We start from the raw sequence: 15,507 nt of genomic DNA, 5'->3' as shown, positions 1-15,507 counted from the left end.
CCCCGACCGGGTCGGGTAGCCGAGGCGCATGGCCGAGCAGAGGTTCCACACGGGCGACCACGTCTCCTGGTCGGCCCACGGAAGCCGCGCGTACGGCGTGGTGCAGGAGGAGATCACCGACCGGATTCGGATCCGGGGGCGGGCCGTGAACGCGGCTCCCGACGACCCGCAGTACCGGGTCCGCAGTGACGGTACGGGCCGCGACGTGGCCCACCGACCGGAGGCGTTGCGCCATGAGCAGAGGTGACGACGGCCGGGACACCTACCGGGAGTTCACCGAGGCGGTGAACATGAAGCCCCGTGAGTTGTCGACCTGGCTGGAGACCGACGAGTCGAAGCAGGTCGGCTGGCACAAGGGTGGCCGCTCCGGCGGTGGCGAGTCCGTCGGCCACGACTCGGGTCGGAAGATCGTCGACTTGCTGCGTCGAAAGCGCGCCGACCTGTCCGAGGGCGACTACAAGCACATGCGCAAGGTGGTCGGCTACGTCCGCCGGCACATGGCCCAGCGCCCCTCTGGCGACGTCCGCGACACCAAGTGGCGCTGGTCCCTCATGAACTGGGGCCACGACCCCATGAAGTAACCCAGCGACCAAGGATCACTTTCAAGATCACATTAAGGGCGAGGCCGGCGACCCCGACCAGGGCGACCCGGTCGGGGTTCCGGGGCAGCCCGACCCGCGCAGGGATCAAGCCTGACCGCCCGGAGCGGGTCGGGCTGCCCCGGAACCCCCCACCGCAACCAACAACCAGATCAGTGATCAGCGCTGTTCCAGTCCCGGCCCTCGCCGACCGACACCTCCAGCGGCACCGACAGCGGGTACGCCCCACCCATCTCACGCCGCACCAGCGCCTCCAACGCCTCCCGCTCACCCGGGGCGACCTCGAAGACCAGCTCGTCGTGCACCTGTAGCAGCATCCGGGAGCGCAGGCCGGCGTCGGCGAGCGCGGTGTCGACGTGCAGCATCGCCACCTTGATGATGTCGGCGGCCGAGCCCTGGATGGGGGCGTTGAGAGCCATCCGCTCGGCGATGTCGCGGCGCTGCCGGTTGTCGCTCACCAGGTCGGGCAGGTAGCGGCGGCGACCCAGAATCGTCGAGGTGTAGCCGTCCTGACGGGCCTTGGCGACGACCTGGTGCAGGTAGTCGCGCACTCCGCCGAAGCCGGCGAAGTAGTTCTCCATCAGGCCGCGCGCCTCTTCGGTGTTGATGTTGAGCTGCTGGGACAGGCCGAACGCGCTGAGCCCGTACGCCAGGCCGTAGTTCATCGCCTTGATCTTGCGCCGCTGGTCCGGAGTGACCTCGTCGACCGGCACGCCGAAGACCGACGAGGCGGTGGCGGCGTGGAAGTCGGCCCCGGAGTTGAACGCCTCGATCAGCGCGTCGTCCGAGGAGAGGTGCGCCATGATCCGCATTTCGATCTGGCTGTAGTCGGCGGTGAGCAGGCACTCGTACCCCTCACCCACCACGAAGGCCCGGCGGATGCGCCGGCCCTCCTCGGTGCGGATCGGGATGTTCTGCAGGTTGGGCTCGGTCGAGGAGAGGCGCCCGGTGGCCGCCACCGTCTGGTTGAAGGTGGTGTGGATCCGGCCGTCGTCGGAGACGGACTTGAGCAGGCCGTCCACCGTCGACTTGAGCTTGGCGACGTCGCGGTGGCGCAGCAGGTGGGCCAGCACCGGGTGCGGCTGCTGCGCGTAGAGCCACTGCAGGGCGTCGGCGTCGGTCGTGTAGCCCGTCTTGATCTTCTTGGTCTTCGGCAGGCCCAGCTCGGTGAAGAGGATCTCCTGCAACTGCTTGGGCGAGCCGAGGTTGAACTCTCGGCCCACCGCCTCGTACGCGCCCTGCGCGGCGGTCTTGACCTCGCCGGCGAAGTGCGCCTCCAACTCGTGCAGGTAGTCGTTGTCGGCGGCGATGCCGGTGCGCTCCATGCCCGCGAGCACCCGCATCAGCGGCAGCTCCACCCCGGCCATCAGCCGCGCGGACTGCTCACCGTCGCGGGACAGCTCGGCGTCGATCGCGTCGGCGAGGTCGAGGGTGGCGCGGGCCTGGAGCATGAGGTTCTGCTCGGCCACGCCCTCGTCGCCCAGCCCGTCGAGGGTGAGCTGCCCGGTCTCGGGCACGTCCACCCGCAGCTCGCGGTGCAGGTAGCGCAGGGCCAGGTCGGTCAGGTCGTAGGACCGCTGGTCGGGACGGGCCAGGTACGCGGCGATCTGGGTGTCGCGGACGATGCCGGCCAGCTCCCAGCCGTGTGCGGCGCAGGCCAGCACCGCCGGCTTGCTGTCGTGCAGCACCTTGGGCCGCTGCGCGTCGGCCAGCCAAGCGGCGAGGGCGCTCTCGTCGGAGGCGTCGAGCCCGGTCGGGTCCACCCAGGCGGCCGCGCCCCCGGCGCTGGCCAGCGCCAGACCGGTGATCGAGGCGGTGTGCCGGCGGTTGGGGCCGGTGTCGAGCTTGACCGCGAGCCCGACCGGGGTGCCGGTCGGGGCGTGCGTGCCCAGCCAGGCGGCGAGCCCACCCGGCTCGGTGAGCACCTCACCGGTCAGGTCGAAGCCCGACTCGGCCTCCGGCTCGACGGCCTCCAGATACTGGTAGAGGCGGTCGCGCAGGATGCGGAACTCCAGCGTGTCGAAGACCTGGTGCACGGCCTCCCGGTCCCAGCCGGCCCAGCGGGTGTCCTCCGGGCGCAGCGGCAGCTCCAGGTCGGAGACCAGGCGATTGATCTCGTAGTTGCGGATCACGTCGGCGAGCCGTTCCCGCAGGCTGTCGCCGGCCTTGCCCTTGATCTCGTCGGCGCGGGCGATCACGCCCTCCACGCCGCCGTACATGGTGATCCACTTGGCGGCGGTCTTCGGGCCGACGCCCGGCACGCCGGGGAGGTTGTCGCTGGTCTCGCCGACCAGGGCGGCGAGGTCACGGTAGCGCTCGGGCCCGACGCCGTACTTCGCCTCGATCGCCGCCGGGTCCATCCGGGCCAGGTCGGAGACGCCCTTGCGGGGATAGAGCACGGTGACCTGGTCACCGACGAGCTGGAAGGCGTCCCGGTCGCCGGTGCTGATCAGCACCGTCATCCCCTGGTCGCGGGCCTGGCAGGCGAGCGTCGCGATGACGTCGTCGGCCTCGTAGCCCTCCATCTCGACCACCGGGATCTGCAGCGCCGCCAGGACCTCCTTCACGAGGCTGACCTGGCCCTTGAAGTCGGTCGGGGTCTCGCTGCGGCCGGCCTTGTACTCCGCGTACTTCTCGGTGCGGAAGGACCGGCGGGAGACGTCGAAGGCGACGACGATGTGGGTGGGCTGCTCGTCGCGCAGGACGTTGATCAGCATTGAGGTGAAGCCGTACACCGCGTTGGTCGGCTGACCCGTCGTGGTGGAGAAGTTTTCCACCGGCAGGGCGAAGAAGGCCCGGTATGCCAGGGAATGTCCGTCGACGAGGAGCAGGCGCGGCGTCGTAGCTGTCACGGCAGCGACTCTAGTCCGTCGCACGGACAACCCAGGGTGGCGGCACCGCGCCACGGGCGCGAAAACACAACCCACGGCACGCACGCCGACGGCCGGCCGCCCACGAGGGGACGACCGGCCGCCGGATGCGGTGGCTCAGGCCACGCCGAGGTACGCCTCCTTGACCGACGGGTCGTGCAGCAGGTCCTGACCGGACCCTTCCTTCACGATCTGACCGGTCTCCAGCACGTAGCCGCGGTGTGCCCGCGACAGCGCCTGCTGGGCGTTCTGCTCCACCAGCAGGATCGTCGTGCCCTGCTGGTTGATCTCGGTGATGATGTCGAAGATCTGCCGGATCACCAGCGGGGCCAGACCCATCGACGGCTCGTCGAGCAGCAGCAGCTTCGGACGGCTCATCAGCGCCCGACCGACCGCGAGCATCTGCTGCTCGCCACCGGAGAGGGTGCCGCCGGCCTGCTTGCGCCGCTCGGCCAGCCGTGGGAAGAGGGTCAGCACCCGATCCAGGTCGGCGGCGATGCCGGCGGAGTCCCGCCGGGTGTACGCCCCCATGTCCAGGTTCTCCATGACCGTCATGCCGGGGAAGATCTGCCGCCCCTCCGGCGACTGACACAACCCCCGCACCACCCGCAGGTCGGCCCGGAGCTTGCTGATGTCCTCACCGTTGAACGTGATCTTCCCGGTGCTGAGCGACCTGGTCCCGGAGATGGCCCGCATCGTGGTGGTCTTGCCGGCGCCGTTCGCGCCGATCAGGGCCACCACCTCACCCTCGTTGACGGTGAGGCTGATCCCGTGCAACGCCTCGATCCGGCCGTACGCGACGGCGACGTTCTCGAGCTCAAGCAGCGTCATCGGCGGGCTCCCCCAGGTACGCGGCGATCACCTTCGGATCGCGGCTGACCTCCGCGGGCGCACCCTCGGCGATCTTGCGGCCGAACTCCAGCACCACGATCCGGTCGGTGACACCCATGACCAGCCGCATGTCGTGCTCGATGAGCAGGACGGTCAGGCCCATGTCACGGATCTTGCGGATCAGGGTGAGGAGCTCCTCCTTCTCCGCCGGGTTGAAGCCGGCGGCCGGCTCGTCCAGGCAGATCAGCTTCGGCTCGGTGGCCAGCGCGCGGGCGATCTCCAACCGGCGCTGGTAGCCGTACGGCAGGTTGCGCGCCTCGTCGTTGGCCCGGTCGGCGATCCCGACGAAGCGCAGCAACTCGAGCGCCTTGGCCTCCGCCGCCCGCTCCTCCAGGATGTGCCGGGACAGGCCGAAGATCTTCGCGGCCTTCAGGCGCACCTGCTGCCAGGTCCGGACGATCCCGGACGCGGCGGTGACCTGCGGCAGCTCCTCCGGCTTGGGTCGCACCCGGTAGAGCCGGAACAGCGCCCCCGGCACACTGGTCTTGTGCCGGGAGTCCGTGCCGACCATGACGTTCTCCAGCGCCGTCATCTCCGGGAAGAGACGGATGTTCTGGAACGTCCGGGAGATGCCCAACTGGCTGATCTGGTGCGGCTTGCGGCCGGTCACCTTCTGGCCCCGGAACCGGACCGCGCCCGACGTCGGCTTGTAGACCCCGGTCATCACGTTGAAGCTGGTGGTCTTGCCGGCGCCGTTCGGCCCGATGAGGCCGAGGATCTCGCCCTCGTAGATCTGGAAATTGATCTTGTCGAGGGCGACCACGCCGCCGAAGCGGAGCGTGACGTCGTCGACTTCGAGAAGCACCTGCCGAGGCCCCGGCTGGGTCGGAATCTTCGGCGTCACGGTGTCGGTCGTCTGGTCAGACATGAGCGGGCGCCTCCTCTGCCGCCGCCGCGCGGTCCTTGAGCTCGCGGGCCCGCCGCCGGCTGGGGATCAGGCCCTGCGGACGCAGGATCATCACCACGACCATGGCCAGGCCGAAGGCCAGCCACCGGTAGTCGGCGACCTCCCGGAACCGCTCCGGCAGGTAGGCGAGCAGCACCGCGCCGAGCGAGACCCCGATCATGTTCCCCGAGCCGCCGACCACGACCATGGCGACGAAGAGGATGGAGAGGTTCGCGTTGAACTGGGTCGGGTCGATGAACGCGTTACGGCTGGCGAAGAGGAACCCGGAGAGCCCGCCCAGGGCGGCGCCGATGGCGAACGCCCAGAGCTTGAACTTGAACGGGTAGACCCCCATCACCGCCGCGGCGTCCTCGTCCTCCCGGACGGCGAGCCAGGCTCGGCCGACCCGGCTGTGCTCGAGCCGGCGCACCGCGAAGACCATCAGCAGCACCACCGTGATTGCCAGCCAGTACCAGGGCTTCGCGTCGATCAGCCCGAAGATCTGGTTGTCGGCCGACGGCGGGCCCTCCGGCCCCGGGATCGCGGAGATGCCCTGGTTGCCGTTGGTGATGCTGGTGGCGTTGCGGGCCACGATCCGGATGATCTCACCGAAGCCGAGGGTCACGATGGCCAGGTAGTCGCCGCGCAGCCGCAGCGTCGGCCAGCCCAGCAGCACCCCGAAGATCATCGTCAGGACGATCGCGATGAACAGGCAGATCGCCCAGGTGACCGCCCAGGTCGGCGGCAGTTCGAACTTCTGCTGGATCCACTTCACCACCGGCGAGTTCACCGAACCGAACAGCGCCACACTGTAGGCCCCGACGGCGAAGAAGCCGATGTAACCCAGGTCCAGCAGACCGGCGAGGCCGACCACCACGTTCAGGCCGATCGCGACCAGCACGTAGATGGCGCAGATGAAGAGCACACCGGCCCAGTTGTTGCCGCCGGCGATCGAGTCGGTCCGCAGCCAGGTGAGGCCGGGGATACCGAGTAGCGGCAGGTAGTAGAGGAACGCCACGAAGGCCAGGAAGGCCGCGGCCCGCTGCCACTTCGGCAGCGCCCGGAACCGGTCGCCGACGCCGGTAAGCAGGCTGACCCGACGCCGGTCGGCGCCGCGAATGGAGTTCATCATGCGCGGGCCCTCCCCAGCGACTCACCCAACAGACCGGTGGGCCGGAACATCAGCACCGCGATCAGCACCACGAAGGCGATGACGTCCTCCCAGTTCGACGCGAAGAGGGTGGCTCCATAGACCTCGACGAGACCGAGGAAGAGGCCGCCCACCAGGGCACCGCGCAGGTTGCCGATACCGCCGAGAACGGCGGCGGTGAACGCCTTGAGGCCCAGCACGAAGCCGATGCTGTTCTGGGTGAAGCCGAAGCGCATGCTCCACAGCAGCGCGGCCGCGCCGGCCATCATCCCGCCGAGCACGAAGATCAGCATGATCACGCGCTCCTGGTTGACGCCCATCAGGGCCGCCGTCTCCGGGTTCTGGGCGACGGCGCGCACGCCCCGCCCGTACCGGGTGCGGTTGATGAACCAGTCCAGCGCGGCCATCATCACCACGGCCGACACGAACACGATCACCTGGATGTTGGTGATGTTCGTGCCGCCGATGGAGAACAGCGTCTCCTGCTTGATCATCGTCGGCATGCCGACGATCTGCCGCGGCCGGCCGAACAGGTCCGGGAACGTGCCGCCGACGGTGTCGGGCAGCAGCAGGCCGAAGACCTCGACCAGCACCAGGGAGAGGCCGATCGCGGTGATCAGGAAGATCAGCGGCGGGGCGTTCTTGCGGCGCAGCGGCCGGTAGGCGATCCGCTCGATCGCCAGGGCCGTGCCGCCCGACGCGACCGCCGCGGCCACCAGACCGAGTACGAGGAAGAGCACGGCCTGTCCGACCGGCGGGTTATTTTGCACACCGAAGGCGCTCCACACGCCCAGCACCGCGAAGGTGCCGACCATGAAGACCTCGGAGTGAGCGAAGTTGATCAGGCGAAGGACGCCGTAGACGAGGGTGTAGCCCAGGGCGATCAGGGCGTAGATCGCCCCCTTGGACAACCCGTCGACGGTGTGCTGGCCGAGGTGGCCGAAGAGTTCGTCGAAATTCACCGGGGTCTCCTTGAATCGAGTGCGGCCGGGGAGAAACCCCGGCCGCACCCCGTTTGCCGTGCCGTCAGCTGAGCTTGAGCTCCTGCAGCGCGGTGATCTCCTTGCCCTTGATCTGGTAGGCCCAGATGACGACCTTCGACGGGTCGACGTCGCCCTTGTCGTCGAACTTGATGTACTTCGACACGCCCTGCTTGTCGTAGGACTTCACGAAGGCCAGGATGTCGGCCCGGGTCTTCTTGCCGGCCTTGAACGCGTCGAGGTAGATCTGCGCGCCGTCGAAGCCCTCAGCGCCGTAGGAGCCCGGCGCGATGCCGTACTCCTTCTGGTAGTCGGCGGCGAAGGTGCCGCCGGCCTTGTCGGCCGGGAGGCACGGGCAGGTGATGATCGCGCCCTCGGCGCCGCCGGAGGCACCCGCCGGGAACGCCGGGTCGTACAGGCCGTCCGGGCCGACGAACTTGGCCTGGACACCGGCGGCGCGCATCTGCTTCACCAGCGGAGCGGCCTCACGGGTGTAACCGCCGTAGAAGACGAAGTCGGCCTGCTTCGCCTTGATCTTGGAGATGGTCGCGTCGAACTGCGACTGCTTCTCCTGGATCTTGTCGCTGCCAGCCAGCGCCGGGCCGAGGTTCTTGCCCAGCTCGGCGGTGATGCCCGCGCCGTAGGCGCTGCCGTCGTCGATCATGAAGACCTTGGCGGCGTTCTGCGCCTTCAGGTAGCTCGCCACCGCGCCGGCCTGCGTGCCGTCGTTGCCGACGACCCGGTAGAAGGACGTGTTGCCCTTCTGGGTCAGGTCCGTACGGGTCGCCGACGGGCTGATCATGGCCAGGCCAGCGGCCTGGTAGATCGGCATGGTGGCGTCCGACTCACCGGAGAAGTGGCCACCGATGACACCGAGGAACGACTTGTCACCCGCGATCTGGTTCGCGAACGGGGTCGCGACAGCCGGGTCACCCTGGGTGTCGAACGGCTGCATCTCGACCTTGCAGTTCGGGTTCGCCTCGTTGAACTGCTTCACGGCGAGCTTCGCGCCGTTGAGCGACGGGATCACCAGACCCGCGTTGTCACCGGTGAACGCGCCGAAGATCGCGATCTTGCCACCGCAGTCACCGGACGCGGTCCCACCGTCGCCGCCACCGGAATCCTGGCAACCAGCCGCGACCACCAGGGTCGCGGCGAGCGCAACAGTGCCCAGCGCCCGTACATAGCTTCGCCTCACGGCTTCCTGACCTCCTCCAGATGCGGACGCGGCTGACCCGTAGTGACGGCGACAGCACGCGGACCGCAGATCCACCCACCCCGCAGGGACGCCCCCTGCGTAACGGCTCGTGATGGCGGAGCGTACCGACACCGCATACCGTCCCGGAAGGCCTGAACGCGGGGTCTGCGAAACCGTTACGAAGACGCGGGCAATCCTGTCGATGCCCGTAACAGGTGAATCCGTCGATCGGTCCTTAAGCCCACGGTCGGTCTGAGCGCCCGCCCACCCACCCGGACCGACGGAGCCCACCGAAAAGACGATCTGACCTGCGCAAACAATCCGGACAGTCGGCCGCCCGGCCACGGGACCACCAGGCCCCACCCTCAGGCGCCCACCCCGCCCGCCCACCACAGCCCGGACCGCGAACCGTCGTCCACCGCCAGCCACCACCGCTCACCCACCGCGACCAGCGCCACGTCCCGGTCGGCACCCGCCGCCACATCGAGCGGCATCGCGGCCTCCCGCCACGATCCACCCCGATCGGTCGACACCCACACCGAGTAACGCGCACCGTCCGTCACCGCGGCGAACAGCCGATCACCGGAGGCCACCAGCGACGCCACCTGAGGCACCCCCGCCGCGGACCGCCGCCCGAACGTCCCCGCCGCCACCCAGCCCGCCGCCTCCTGACGCCACGCGCCGAACGTCGCACCCCGCAGCCCGACCGCCACCGGCACCCCACCGGCCAGCGCCACCCGCTGCAACTCCTCGTACTCCGGGCCACCCGGCAACACCGTGCGCTGCCACGACCGCCCGTCCGGCGACGACCACACCGCCGGGTCCCGGTCGATCCGGCCGGCCGGCAGCAGACCACCCACGGCCAGCCAACCCGACGACGTCGCCGCCGCGTCGAACGCCCAGGTCACCCCCGTGGTGTCACTCGCCAGCCCCGGCGCGCCCTCCACCAGCGCAAACTCGGCCGCCTCCGGCGACGACACCCACGAGGCCGCACCCGCCGAACGGTTGCCCACGATCAACCAGCCCGAGGAACCCGCCGCCAGGCGGGACACGTTCACCGCCTTCGGCCCGCCGTACGTCTCGAAGGACGCCTGCACCTCGACCAGCGCGCCGTCGGCCACCTGCCGCCACGTGCTCACCCGCGGATAGCCGTGCGCCCCGCCGACCTTCGCGCCGATCACCGCCGCCCGGCCGTCGCGGCACGCCACCGACGACAGCACGTTCTGCTTGCCGTAGAACGAATCCGCCCGCACCGGCAGGACCGTCCACGCCGTACCGTCCACGCTGGTCCAGACCGCCGGGCGCGTGCCGCCAGCGGCGTCCGCGACGCCGCCGACCAGGAACCACCGGCCCGCGCACGCCGCCACGTCGCGTACCAACAGGCGGCCCGCGCCACCCGGCGGCGCCGGCAGCGTCAACGCCTGCCATGCCGGCCGCAGCGCGGGCGCGGCGGCAGCGGACAGCCGCTCACCGGTCGACGCGGCCGGCCCGTCACAGCCGGCGAGCAGCAGCGCGAAGAGGCCGAACACCGCGATCACCCGTCGGACGGACACCCGTCGATGCTAACCAGCACCCGCCGCGCGCGGTGACCCCGAGCAGGGCAGACCCACTCAGACGGTCGGCTGCTGCGCCACCTCGCCGCCGGCGGTCTCCGCGAGGATCCGCTCGGCGACCTCCTTCATGGTCATCCGGTGGTCCATCGCCGTGCGCTGGATCCACTTGAACGCCTGCGGCTCGGTCATCCCGTACGTCGTCATCAGCGCGCCCTTGGCGCGCTCGACCGTCTTGCGGATCTCCAGGCGGTCGGTCAGGCTCGCGACCTCCGCCTCCAGGGCCGCGACCTCCGAGTAGCGCGACAGCGCGATCTCCACCGCCGGGACCAGGTCACTCTTCTGGAAGGGCTTCACCAGGTACGCCATCGCGCCCGCCGCCCGCGCCCGCTCCACCAGGTCCCGCTGGCTGAACGCGGTCAGGATGATCACCGGGGCGATCCGGGCGCCGGCGATCCGCTCGGCGGCGGCCAGCCCATCCATGATCGGCATCTTGATGTCGAGGATGACGAGGTCGGGCTTCAGCTCCTCGGCGAGGCGCACGGCGGTCTCGCCGTCGCCGGCCTCCCCCACCACCTCGTAGCCCTCTTCGACAAGCATCTCGGCGAGGTCCAGCCGGATCAGCGCCTCGTCCTCGGCGATCAGTACGCGCCTGCGCTCGGCATCCGTCGGCATCTCAGCCACCAGCCCTACCCCCACCAGTTCGAACCCGACACCCGCCCAGCCGGGTGTCACCGCCCTCAGCGTAGTGGGTATCCTGTCAGGGCTGAATCAGGGAAGCGCCCTCGTAGCCCAACTGGCAGCAGGCAATGGTCTCAAACTCCATACAGTGTGGGTTCGAATCCCACCGAGGGCACAAATTAATGTCGTACGGATGTTCGAGCATGGTCCCGTGCATCCACCTGAGATCCGTGCTCGTGCACGCCAGTTCTTCCTCGCGGGCGGCACTGTCGCCGACACCGCTCGGGCTGTCGGTCTGCCATATCGCACGGTCTGGCACTGGTGCAACGACCGGCCGGAAGCGAAGTTCCAGGGCACCCAGCTCCGGTGTTTCCGCTGCCGTGAAGGTGTCGATAGTCCGACAGACCCCGCGGCCTACGCCTACCTGCTCGGTCTCTACCTGGGCGACGGCCACCTGGTGACGGCGGCGCGTGTTCCGGTGTTGCGCATCTACTGTTCCAATGCCTGGCCCGGGCTGATCGAGGCGTGCGATGTGGCCATGCGAGCCGTGTTGGCCTCGAAGGTGCAACGGGTCCAGAAGCAGGGTTGCGTGGGCGTGCAGAGTTACGGCCTCCACTGGCCCTGCCTGCTCCCGCAGCACGGTCCCGGCAAGAAGCACGAGCGACCGATCGTCCTCGCCGACTGGCAAAGGCCGATCATGGAGCAGCACCCCGGCGACTTCCTGAGAGGGCTGTTCCACTCCGACGGCTGCCGCATCGCCAACCGGGTGACCATGCGCGGCAGGGCGTACGTCTACCCGCGCTACATGTTTGTCAACGAGTCGACGGACATCATGGGGCTCTGCCAGTGGGGCCTCGACCTGCTCGGCATCGCCTGGCGGATGAACCGTCGCAACTCGCTGTCGGTGGCGCGGCGCGACGCGGTAGCCGCGCTCGACCGGCACGTCGGCCCCAAGTCCTGACCCCGCCAGGCCGCCCAACCCTGGTGATCATGAGGTTATTGCGCCGACACGCCGACATCGAAGGCGATAACTTCATGATCGACCGGTGGATGGGGCAGCGGCATCGCGTGCGTGGGAGCCTGTGCGGGGGTCGACGACAGAGGGCGGGTTCTGATGCGGGTGGTCATTTTCGGTGCGACCGGGATGGTCGGCCAGGGCGTGCTGCGGGAGTGTCTGCTCGCCGAGGACGTGCGGGAGGTGCTCACCGTCGGCCGGAGGTCGACCGGTCGGCAGGATCCGAAGCTGCGGGAGCTGACGGTCCCCGACGTGGGTGACCTGGAGGCGGTACGCGCGGAGCTGACCGGCGTCGACGCCTGCTTCTACTGCCTGGGCGTCTCGTCGCTGGGTCTGGACGAGGCGGCGTACACCCGGATCAGCTACGACTATCCCCTCGCCGCGGCGCGGGTGTTGGCCGAGGTGAGTCCGCGTGTCACGTTCGTCTACGTCTCGGGTGTGGGGACCGATTCGTCGGAGCGGGGTCGGGTGATGTGGGCGCGGGTCAAGGGCCGTGCCGAGAACGCGATCATCGAACTGCTGCCCAACGGGTACGCGGCGCGACCGGGTTTCATCCAGCCGACGCACGGGGCGGTGTCGAAGACGCGGTGGTACCGGTTGGGGTACGCGGTCACCCGTCCGCTGTTCCCGCTGTTGCGGCGCCTCTTCCCCAACCAGGTCACCACGACGGACGGGATTGGTCGGGCGATGCTGCGCGTGGCCCGGGAGGGCGCGCCGACCCGGGTGTTGGGCAACCGCGAGCTGCGCTGATCAGGCGATCGTGTCGAGCGCCTGGGCGAGGTCGGCGCGCAGGTCGTCGGGGTCTTCCAGGCCGACGGAGAGGCGCAGCAGCGCGCCGTCGGGCTTCGCGTCGCCCTCGACGGGCCGGTGGGTGAGCGACGCGGGGTGCTGGATGAGGGTGTCCACGCCGCCGAGGGACACGGCGTGGGTGATGAGTCGGCAGGCGGCGGCGACGGTGGCGGCGGCGGGCGCGCCGCCGCGTACCTCGAAGGCGAGCAGGCTGCCGGGGCCGGCCATCTGCCGGCCGACCAGCGCCGCCGGGTCGTACACCGAGGGGTGGTGCACCCGGTGTACGGCCTGGTGGTCGACGAGCCAGCCGGCGAGTTTCTCGGCGGTGGCCTGTTGGGCGCGGACCCGCAGCGGCAGGGTCTGCAGGCCGCGGTGCAGGAGATAGCCGCCGAGGGGGTGCAGGATCGCGCCGGTGACGGCGCGGACCTGGCGCAGTCGGACGGCCCAGTCGGCGTCGCAGGCGACGACGCCGGCGAGGACGTCACCGTGCCCACCGATGCTCTTGGTGGCGCTGTGCAGGACGAGGGTGGCGCCGTGCCGGGCGGGTTGCTGGAGCACGGGGGTGGCGACGGTGTTGTCGACGAGCAGGGGTACGTCGCCGGCGGCGGTGGCGAGGGCGGCGATGTCGACGAGGTCGAGGGTGGGGTTGGCGGGCGTCTCGATGACGACCAGCGCGGTGTCGGGGCGGATGGCGGCGGCGACCTGGTCGGGGTGGGCCCAGGTGACGGTGGTGCCGAGCAGGCCGGTGGCGAGGACGTGGTCGGTGCCGCCGTAGAGGGGTCGGACGGCGACGATGTGGCGGTGGCCGTCGCGGGTGGCGGCGAGCAGGGTGGCGGTGAGGGCGGCCATGCCGCTGGCGAAGGCGACGGCCTGGGCGGTGCCCTCCAGTTCGGCGAGGGCCGTCTCGAAGCGGGCGACGGTGGGGTTCCAGAGCCGCTGGTAGACGGCGCTGCCGTCGGCGGGGAGGGTGCCGCCGGTGGCGAGTTGTTCGTAGGCGTTGCCGCCGTCGTCGACCGAGGGCAGTGGGTTGGTGGTGGAGAGGTCGATCGGTGGCACGTGCACGCCGAGCGTGCGCAGGTCGTCGCGGCCGGCGTGTACGGCCCGGGTGTCCACCGTCGTCATGGCGGTAGCGTCGAACATCCGGTGCCGAGAGGGCAATGGTTTGGTGAATAATTCTGAGATGAGGGCTGGCTTCGTCGGGATATTCGGTGGAGGATGCTCGGATGCCCCCTGAGCCGAACGAAGTGCGGCCGTATCCGGCCCTGGACGAGGTGGACCGCGCGATCCTCGCCGAGTTGGCGGCGGACGGCCGGTTGCCGAACAACGCGCTCGCCGAGCGGGTGGGAGTGGCGCCGTCGACGTGCCTGACACGGACGCGGGCGTTGCGCGAGCGCGGGGCGATCCGGGGTTTCCACGCGGAGGTGGATCCGGCCGCGCTGGGTCTGCCGTTGCAGGCGTTGGTGTCGGTGCGGTTGACCGCGCACGAGCGGGCGGCGGTGGACGCGTTCCGGGCCCGGTCGGTGCGCCTGCCCGGGGTGGTGTCGGTGTTCCACGTGGCCGGCGCGGAGGATTACGTGCTGCACGTGCGGGCGGCGTCGGGTGACGCGCTGCGGGACTTCGTGCTGGATCATCTCGCGGTCGATCCGGTGGTGCAGCACACGCAGACCAGCCTGATCTTCGAGCAGGCCCGCGGGGTGGGGTGAGCGGCAGCCGGAATGAATGGGCAGGCCAGGGAGTTGGCACTGCGTGTGATCACCGTACCGTTGTCTGTTCTTGATCTTGCCCCGGTCGCTCGCGGGACCACCGCCGGAGCGGCCCTGCAGGCCACCACCGAGCTGGCCCGACGCACCGAGGAGCTGGGCTACCACCGGTTCTGGGTGGCCGAGCACCACAACATGCCGGCGATCGCCAGCTCCGCGCCGGCGGTCCTGCTGGCGCACCTGGCGGCGAACACGTCGACGATCCGCCTCGGCTCGGGCGGGGTGATGCTGCCCAACCACGCGCCGCTGGTGGTGGCCGAGCAGTTCGGCACCCTGGAGGCGCTGCACCCCGGTCGGATCGACCTGGGCATCGGGCGGGCCCCGGGCACCGACCAGGTGACCGCGCTGGCGTTGCGGCGCACCATGGAGGGCCTGTCGGCGGAGGGTTTCCCGCGTGAGCTGGCGGACCTGATGAACTACTTCAGCGGGGAGAAGCCGGGGCAGATCATCGCCACCCCGGGTCGGGGTGAGCAGCCGGCCGTCTGGCTGCTCGGCTCCAGCGGCTTCAGCGCCCAGCTGGCCGGCCTGCTGGGTCTGCCGTTCTCCTTCGCGCACCACTTCAGCTCGGCGAACACGCTGCCGGCGCTGGCGCTGTACCGGCAGAACTTCCGGCCGTCGCAGTGGCTGGACAAGCCGTACGCGATGGTGGCCGTCAACGCGGTCTGCGCCGAGACCGACGAGCGGGCCGAGTGGCTGGCTGGGCCGAGCGCGCTGTCGTTTCTGAAGCTGCGCTCCGGTCGACCGGAGCCGCTGTCGACGCCCGACGAGGCGGCGGCGTACCCGTACACCGAGATGGAGCGGGAGTTCGTGCTGCAGCGCCGTGACGGTCAGGCGCTGGGCTCGCCGGAGACGGTGCGCCGGCAGTTGACCGAGTTGCAGGAGCGCACCGGCGCGGACGAGCTGATGCTCACCACCCTGGTCTACGACGTCGCCGACCGGGTGCGGTCGTACGAGTTGATCGCCGAGCAGGTGGCGGGGGGTCTGCGCCGGGACGCGTGAAACACGATCTTCACGTCAGCGTCACCCCCGCGACCCGGACGGTGCCTAATGTTGGTGCCGGTGGTGGTAAGGCATTCCCGGTCGGGACGGGTCGGGAATGCCGCGGTGTGGAGCACCGGGCCGGAGCTGTGCGGATTCC

At 70.1% G+C, this 15,507-nt stretch carries 15 protein-coding genes and 1 tRNA gene; 7 read left to right on the top strand and 9 right to left on the bottom strand.

The window, feature by feature from the left end:
* The first annotated feature begins 28 nt into the window (after positions 1-28).
* Together ABZU53_RS26730 and ABZU53_RS26725 are read left to right on the top strand one after the other, a co-directional pair.
* Positions 29-247, top strand: a complete 219-nt coding sequence (locus ABZU53_RS26730) for a DUF2945 domain-containing protein (RefSeq protein ID WP_354863267.1) — start codon at positions 29-31, stop codon at positions 245-247.
* Positions 234-581 (top strand): DUF3140 domain-containing protein, encoded by a 348-nt coding sequence (locus ABZU53_RS26725; protein ID WP_354863268.1) that lies wholly within the window; start codon positions 234-236, stop codon positions 579-581. Before ABZU53_RS26730 ends, ABZU53_RS26725 begins: the two co-directional genes overlap by 14 nt.
* A gap of 170 nt (positions 582-751) precedes the next feature.
* Here the strand turns inward: ABZU53_RS26725 and polA are convergent, their stop codons facing one another.
* From polA to ABZU53_RS26685, 8 genes are all read right to left on the bottom strand, one after another.
* Positions 752-3,451, bottom strand: coding sequence for a DNA polymerase I (polA, locus tag ABZU53_RS26720; RefSeq protein ID WP_355068193.1), 2,700 nt, complete (start codon positions 3,449-3,451; stop codon positions 752-754).
* Positions 3,452-3,586: 135 nt separating this feature from the next.
* Positions 3,587-4,300 (bottom strand): ABC transporter ATP-binding protein, encoded by a 714-nt coding sequence (locus ABZU53_RS26715; RefSeq protein WP_354861450.1) that lies wholly within the window; start codon positions 4,298-4,300, stop codon positions 3,587-3,589.
* Positions 4,287-5,228 carry an ABC transporter ATP-binding protein gene (locus tag ABZU53_RS26710; RefSeq protein ID WP_354861448.1) on the bottom strand — a complete coding sequence of 314 codons (942 nt, stop codon included), beginning with the start codon at positions 5,226-5,228 and terminating at the stop codon, positions 4,287-4,289. Before ABZU53_RS26710 ends, ABZU53_RS26715 begins: the two co-directional genes overlap by 14 nt.
* The gene (locus ABZU53_RS26705; RefSeq protein WP_355068191.1) at positions 5,221-6,378 is read right to left on the bottom strand and encodes a branched-chain amino acid ABC transporter permease; all 1,158 of its coding nucleotides are present in this window, start codon (positions 6,376-6,378) and stop codon (positions 5,221-5,223) included. Before ABZU53_RS26705 ends, ABZU53_RS26710 begins: the two co-directional genes overlap by 8 nt.
* Positions 6,375-7,358 carry a branched-chain amino acid ABC transporter permease gene (locus tag ABZU53_RS26700; protein ID WP_354861446.1) on the bottom strand — a complete coding sequence of 328 codons (984 nt, stop codon included), beginning with the start codon at positions 7,356-7,358 and terminating at the stop codon, positions 6,375-6,377. Before ABZU53_RS26700 ends, ABZU53_RS26705 begins: the two co-directional genes overlap by 4 nt.
* A 64-nt stretch (positions 7,359-7,422) precedes the next feature.
* The gene (locus tag ABZU53_RS26695; RefSeq protein WP_354861444.1) at positions 7,423-8,574 is read right to left on the bottom strand and encodes a branched-chain amino acid ABC transporter substrate-binding protein; all 1,152 of its coding nucleotides are present in this window, start codon (positions 8,572-8,574) and stop codon (positions 7,423-7,425) included.
* 365 nt (positions 8,575-8,939) lie between these two features.
* Entirely contained in the window at positions 8,940-10,127 is a 1,188-nt protein-coding gene (locus ABZU53_RS26690; RefSeq protein WP_355068189.1) for a hypothetical protein, read from the bottom strand.
* A gap of 57 nt (positions 10,128-10,184) precedes the next feature.
* Positions 10,185-10,808: a response regulator gene (locus ABZU53_RS26685; protein WP_234584542.1), complete on the bottom strand. Its 624-nt coding sequence runs from the start codon at positions 10,806-10,808 to the stop codon at positions 10,185-10,187.
* Positions 10,809-10,905: 97 nt separating this feature from the next.
* Between ABZU53_RS26685 and ABZU53_RS26680 the strand changes: the two genes are divergently transcribed.
* From ABZU53_RS26680 to ABZU53_RS26670, 3 genes are all read left to right on the top strand, one after another.
* A tRNA-Leu gene (locus tag ABZU53_RS26680) sits at positions 10,906-10,980 on the top strand.
* A gap of 18 nt (positions 10,981-10,998) precedes the next feature.
* On the top strand, positions 10,999-11,766 hold the full coding sequence (locus ABZU53_RS26675; RefSeq protein WP_354861440.1) for a transcriptional regulator: 768 nt from the start codon (positions 10,999-11,001) through the stop codon (positions 11,764-11,766).
* Positions 11,767-11,919: 153 nt separating this feature from the next.
* Positions 11,920-12,570 (top strand): NAD-dependent epimerase/dehydratase family protein, encoded by a 651-nt coding sequence (locus ABZU53_RS26670; protein ID WP_355068187.1) that lies wholly within the window; start codon positions 11,920-11,922, stop codon positions 12,568-12,570.
* On the opposite strand, the gene ABZU53_RS26665 is transcribed toward ABZU53_RS26670, so the two are convergent.
* Positions 12,571-13,749, bottom strand: coding sequence for an aminotransferase class I/II-fold pyridoxal phosphate-dependent enzyme (locus ABZU53_RS26665; protein WP_355068185.1), 1,179 nt, complete (start codon positions 13,747-13,749; stop codon positions 12,571-12,573). It lies immediately after the preceding gene.
* A gap of 83 nt (positions 13,750-13,832) precedes the next feature.
* Between ABZU53_RS26665 and ABZU53_RS26660 the strand changes: the two genes are divergently transcribed.
* Both ABZU53_RS26660 and ABZU53_RS26655 read left to right on the top strand, forming a co-directional pair.
* On the top strand, positions 13,833-14,312 hold the full coding sequence (locus tag ABZU53_RS26660) for an Lrp/AsnC family transcriptional regulator (RefSeq protein WP_354861434.1): 480 nt from the start codon (positions 13,833-13,835) through the stop codon (positions 14,310-14,312).
* Positions 14,313-14,345: 33 nt separating this feature from the next.
* A complete protein-coding gene (locus ABZU53_RS26655; RefSeq protein ID WP_354861432.1) occupies positions 14,346-15,368 on the top strand; it encodes an LLM class flavin-dependent oxidoreductase in 1,023 nt (340 codons plus the stop codon).
* Positions 15,369-15,507 lie beyond the last annotated feature (139 nt).

Source organism: Micromonospora sp. NPDC005194 (assembly GCF_040608335.1).
GTDB lineage: Bacteria > Actinomycetota > Actinomycetes > Mycobacteriales > Micromonosporaceae > Micromonospora.
The sequence above is the reverse complement of the archived record's forward strand: the minus strand, read 5'-3'. Positions and strand labels throughout refer to the sequence as shown.

Excerpts from the sequence above, each read along its gene's own strand:
- ABZU53_RS26675 (WP_354861440.1), top strand. The coding sequence starts at position 10,999 with ATGTTCGAGCATGGTCCCGTGCATCCACCTGAGATCCGTGCTCGTGCA.
- ABZU53_RS26725 (WP_354863268.1), top strand. The coding sequence starts at position 234 with ATGAGCAGAGGTGACGACGGCCGGGACACCTACCGGGAGTTCACCGAG.
- ABZU53_RS26665 (WP_355068185.1), bottom strand. The coding sequence starts at position 13,749 with ATGTTCGACGCTACCGCCATGACGACGGTGGACACCCGGGCCGTACAC.
- ABZU53_RS26730 (WP_354863267.1), top strand. The coding sequence starts at position 29 with ATGGCCGAGCAGAGGTTCCACACGGGCGACCACGTCTCCTGGTCGGCC.
- ABZU53_RS26710 (WP_354861448.1), bottom strand. The coding sequence starts at position 5,228 with ATGTCTGACCAGACGACCGACACCGTGACGCCGAAGATTCCGACCCAG.
- ABZU53_RS26660 (WP_354861434.1), top strand. The coding sequence starts at position 13,833 with ATGCCCCCTGAGCCGAACGAAGTGCGGCCGTATCCGGCCCTGGACGAG.
- ABZU53_RS26705 (WP_355068191.1), bottom strand. The coding sequence starts at position 6,378 with ATGATGAACTCCATTCGCGGCGCCGACCGGCGTCGGGTCAGCCTGCTT.
- ABZU53_RS26715 (WP_354861450.1), bottom strand. The coding sequence starts at position 4,300 with ATGACGCTGCTTGAGCTCGAGAACGTCGCCGTCGCGTACGGCCGGATC.
- ABZU53_RS26670 (WP_355068187.1), top strand. The coding sequence starts at position 11,920 with ATGCGGGTGGTCATTTTCGGTGCGACCGGGATGGTCGGCCAGGGCGTG.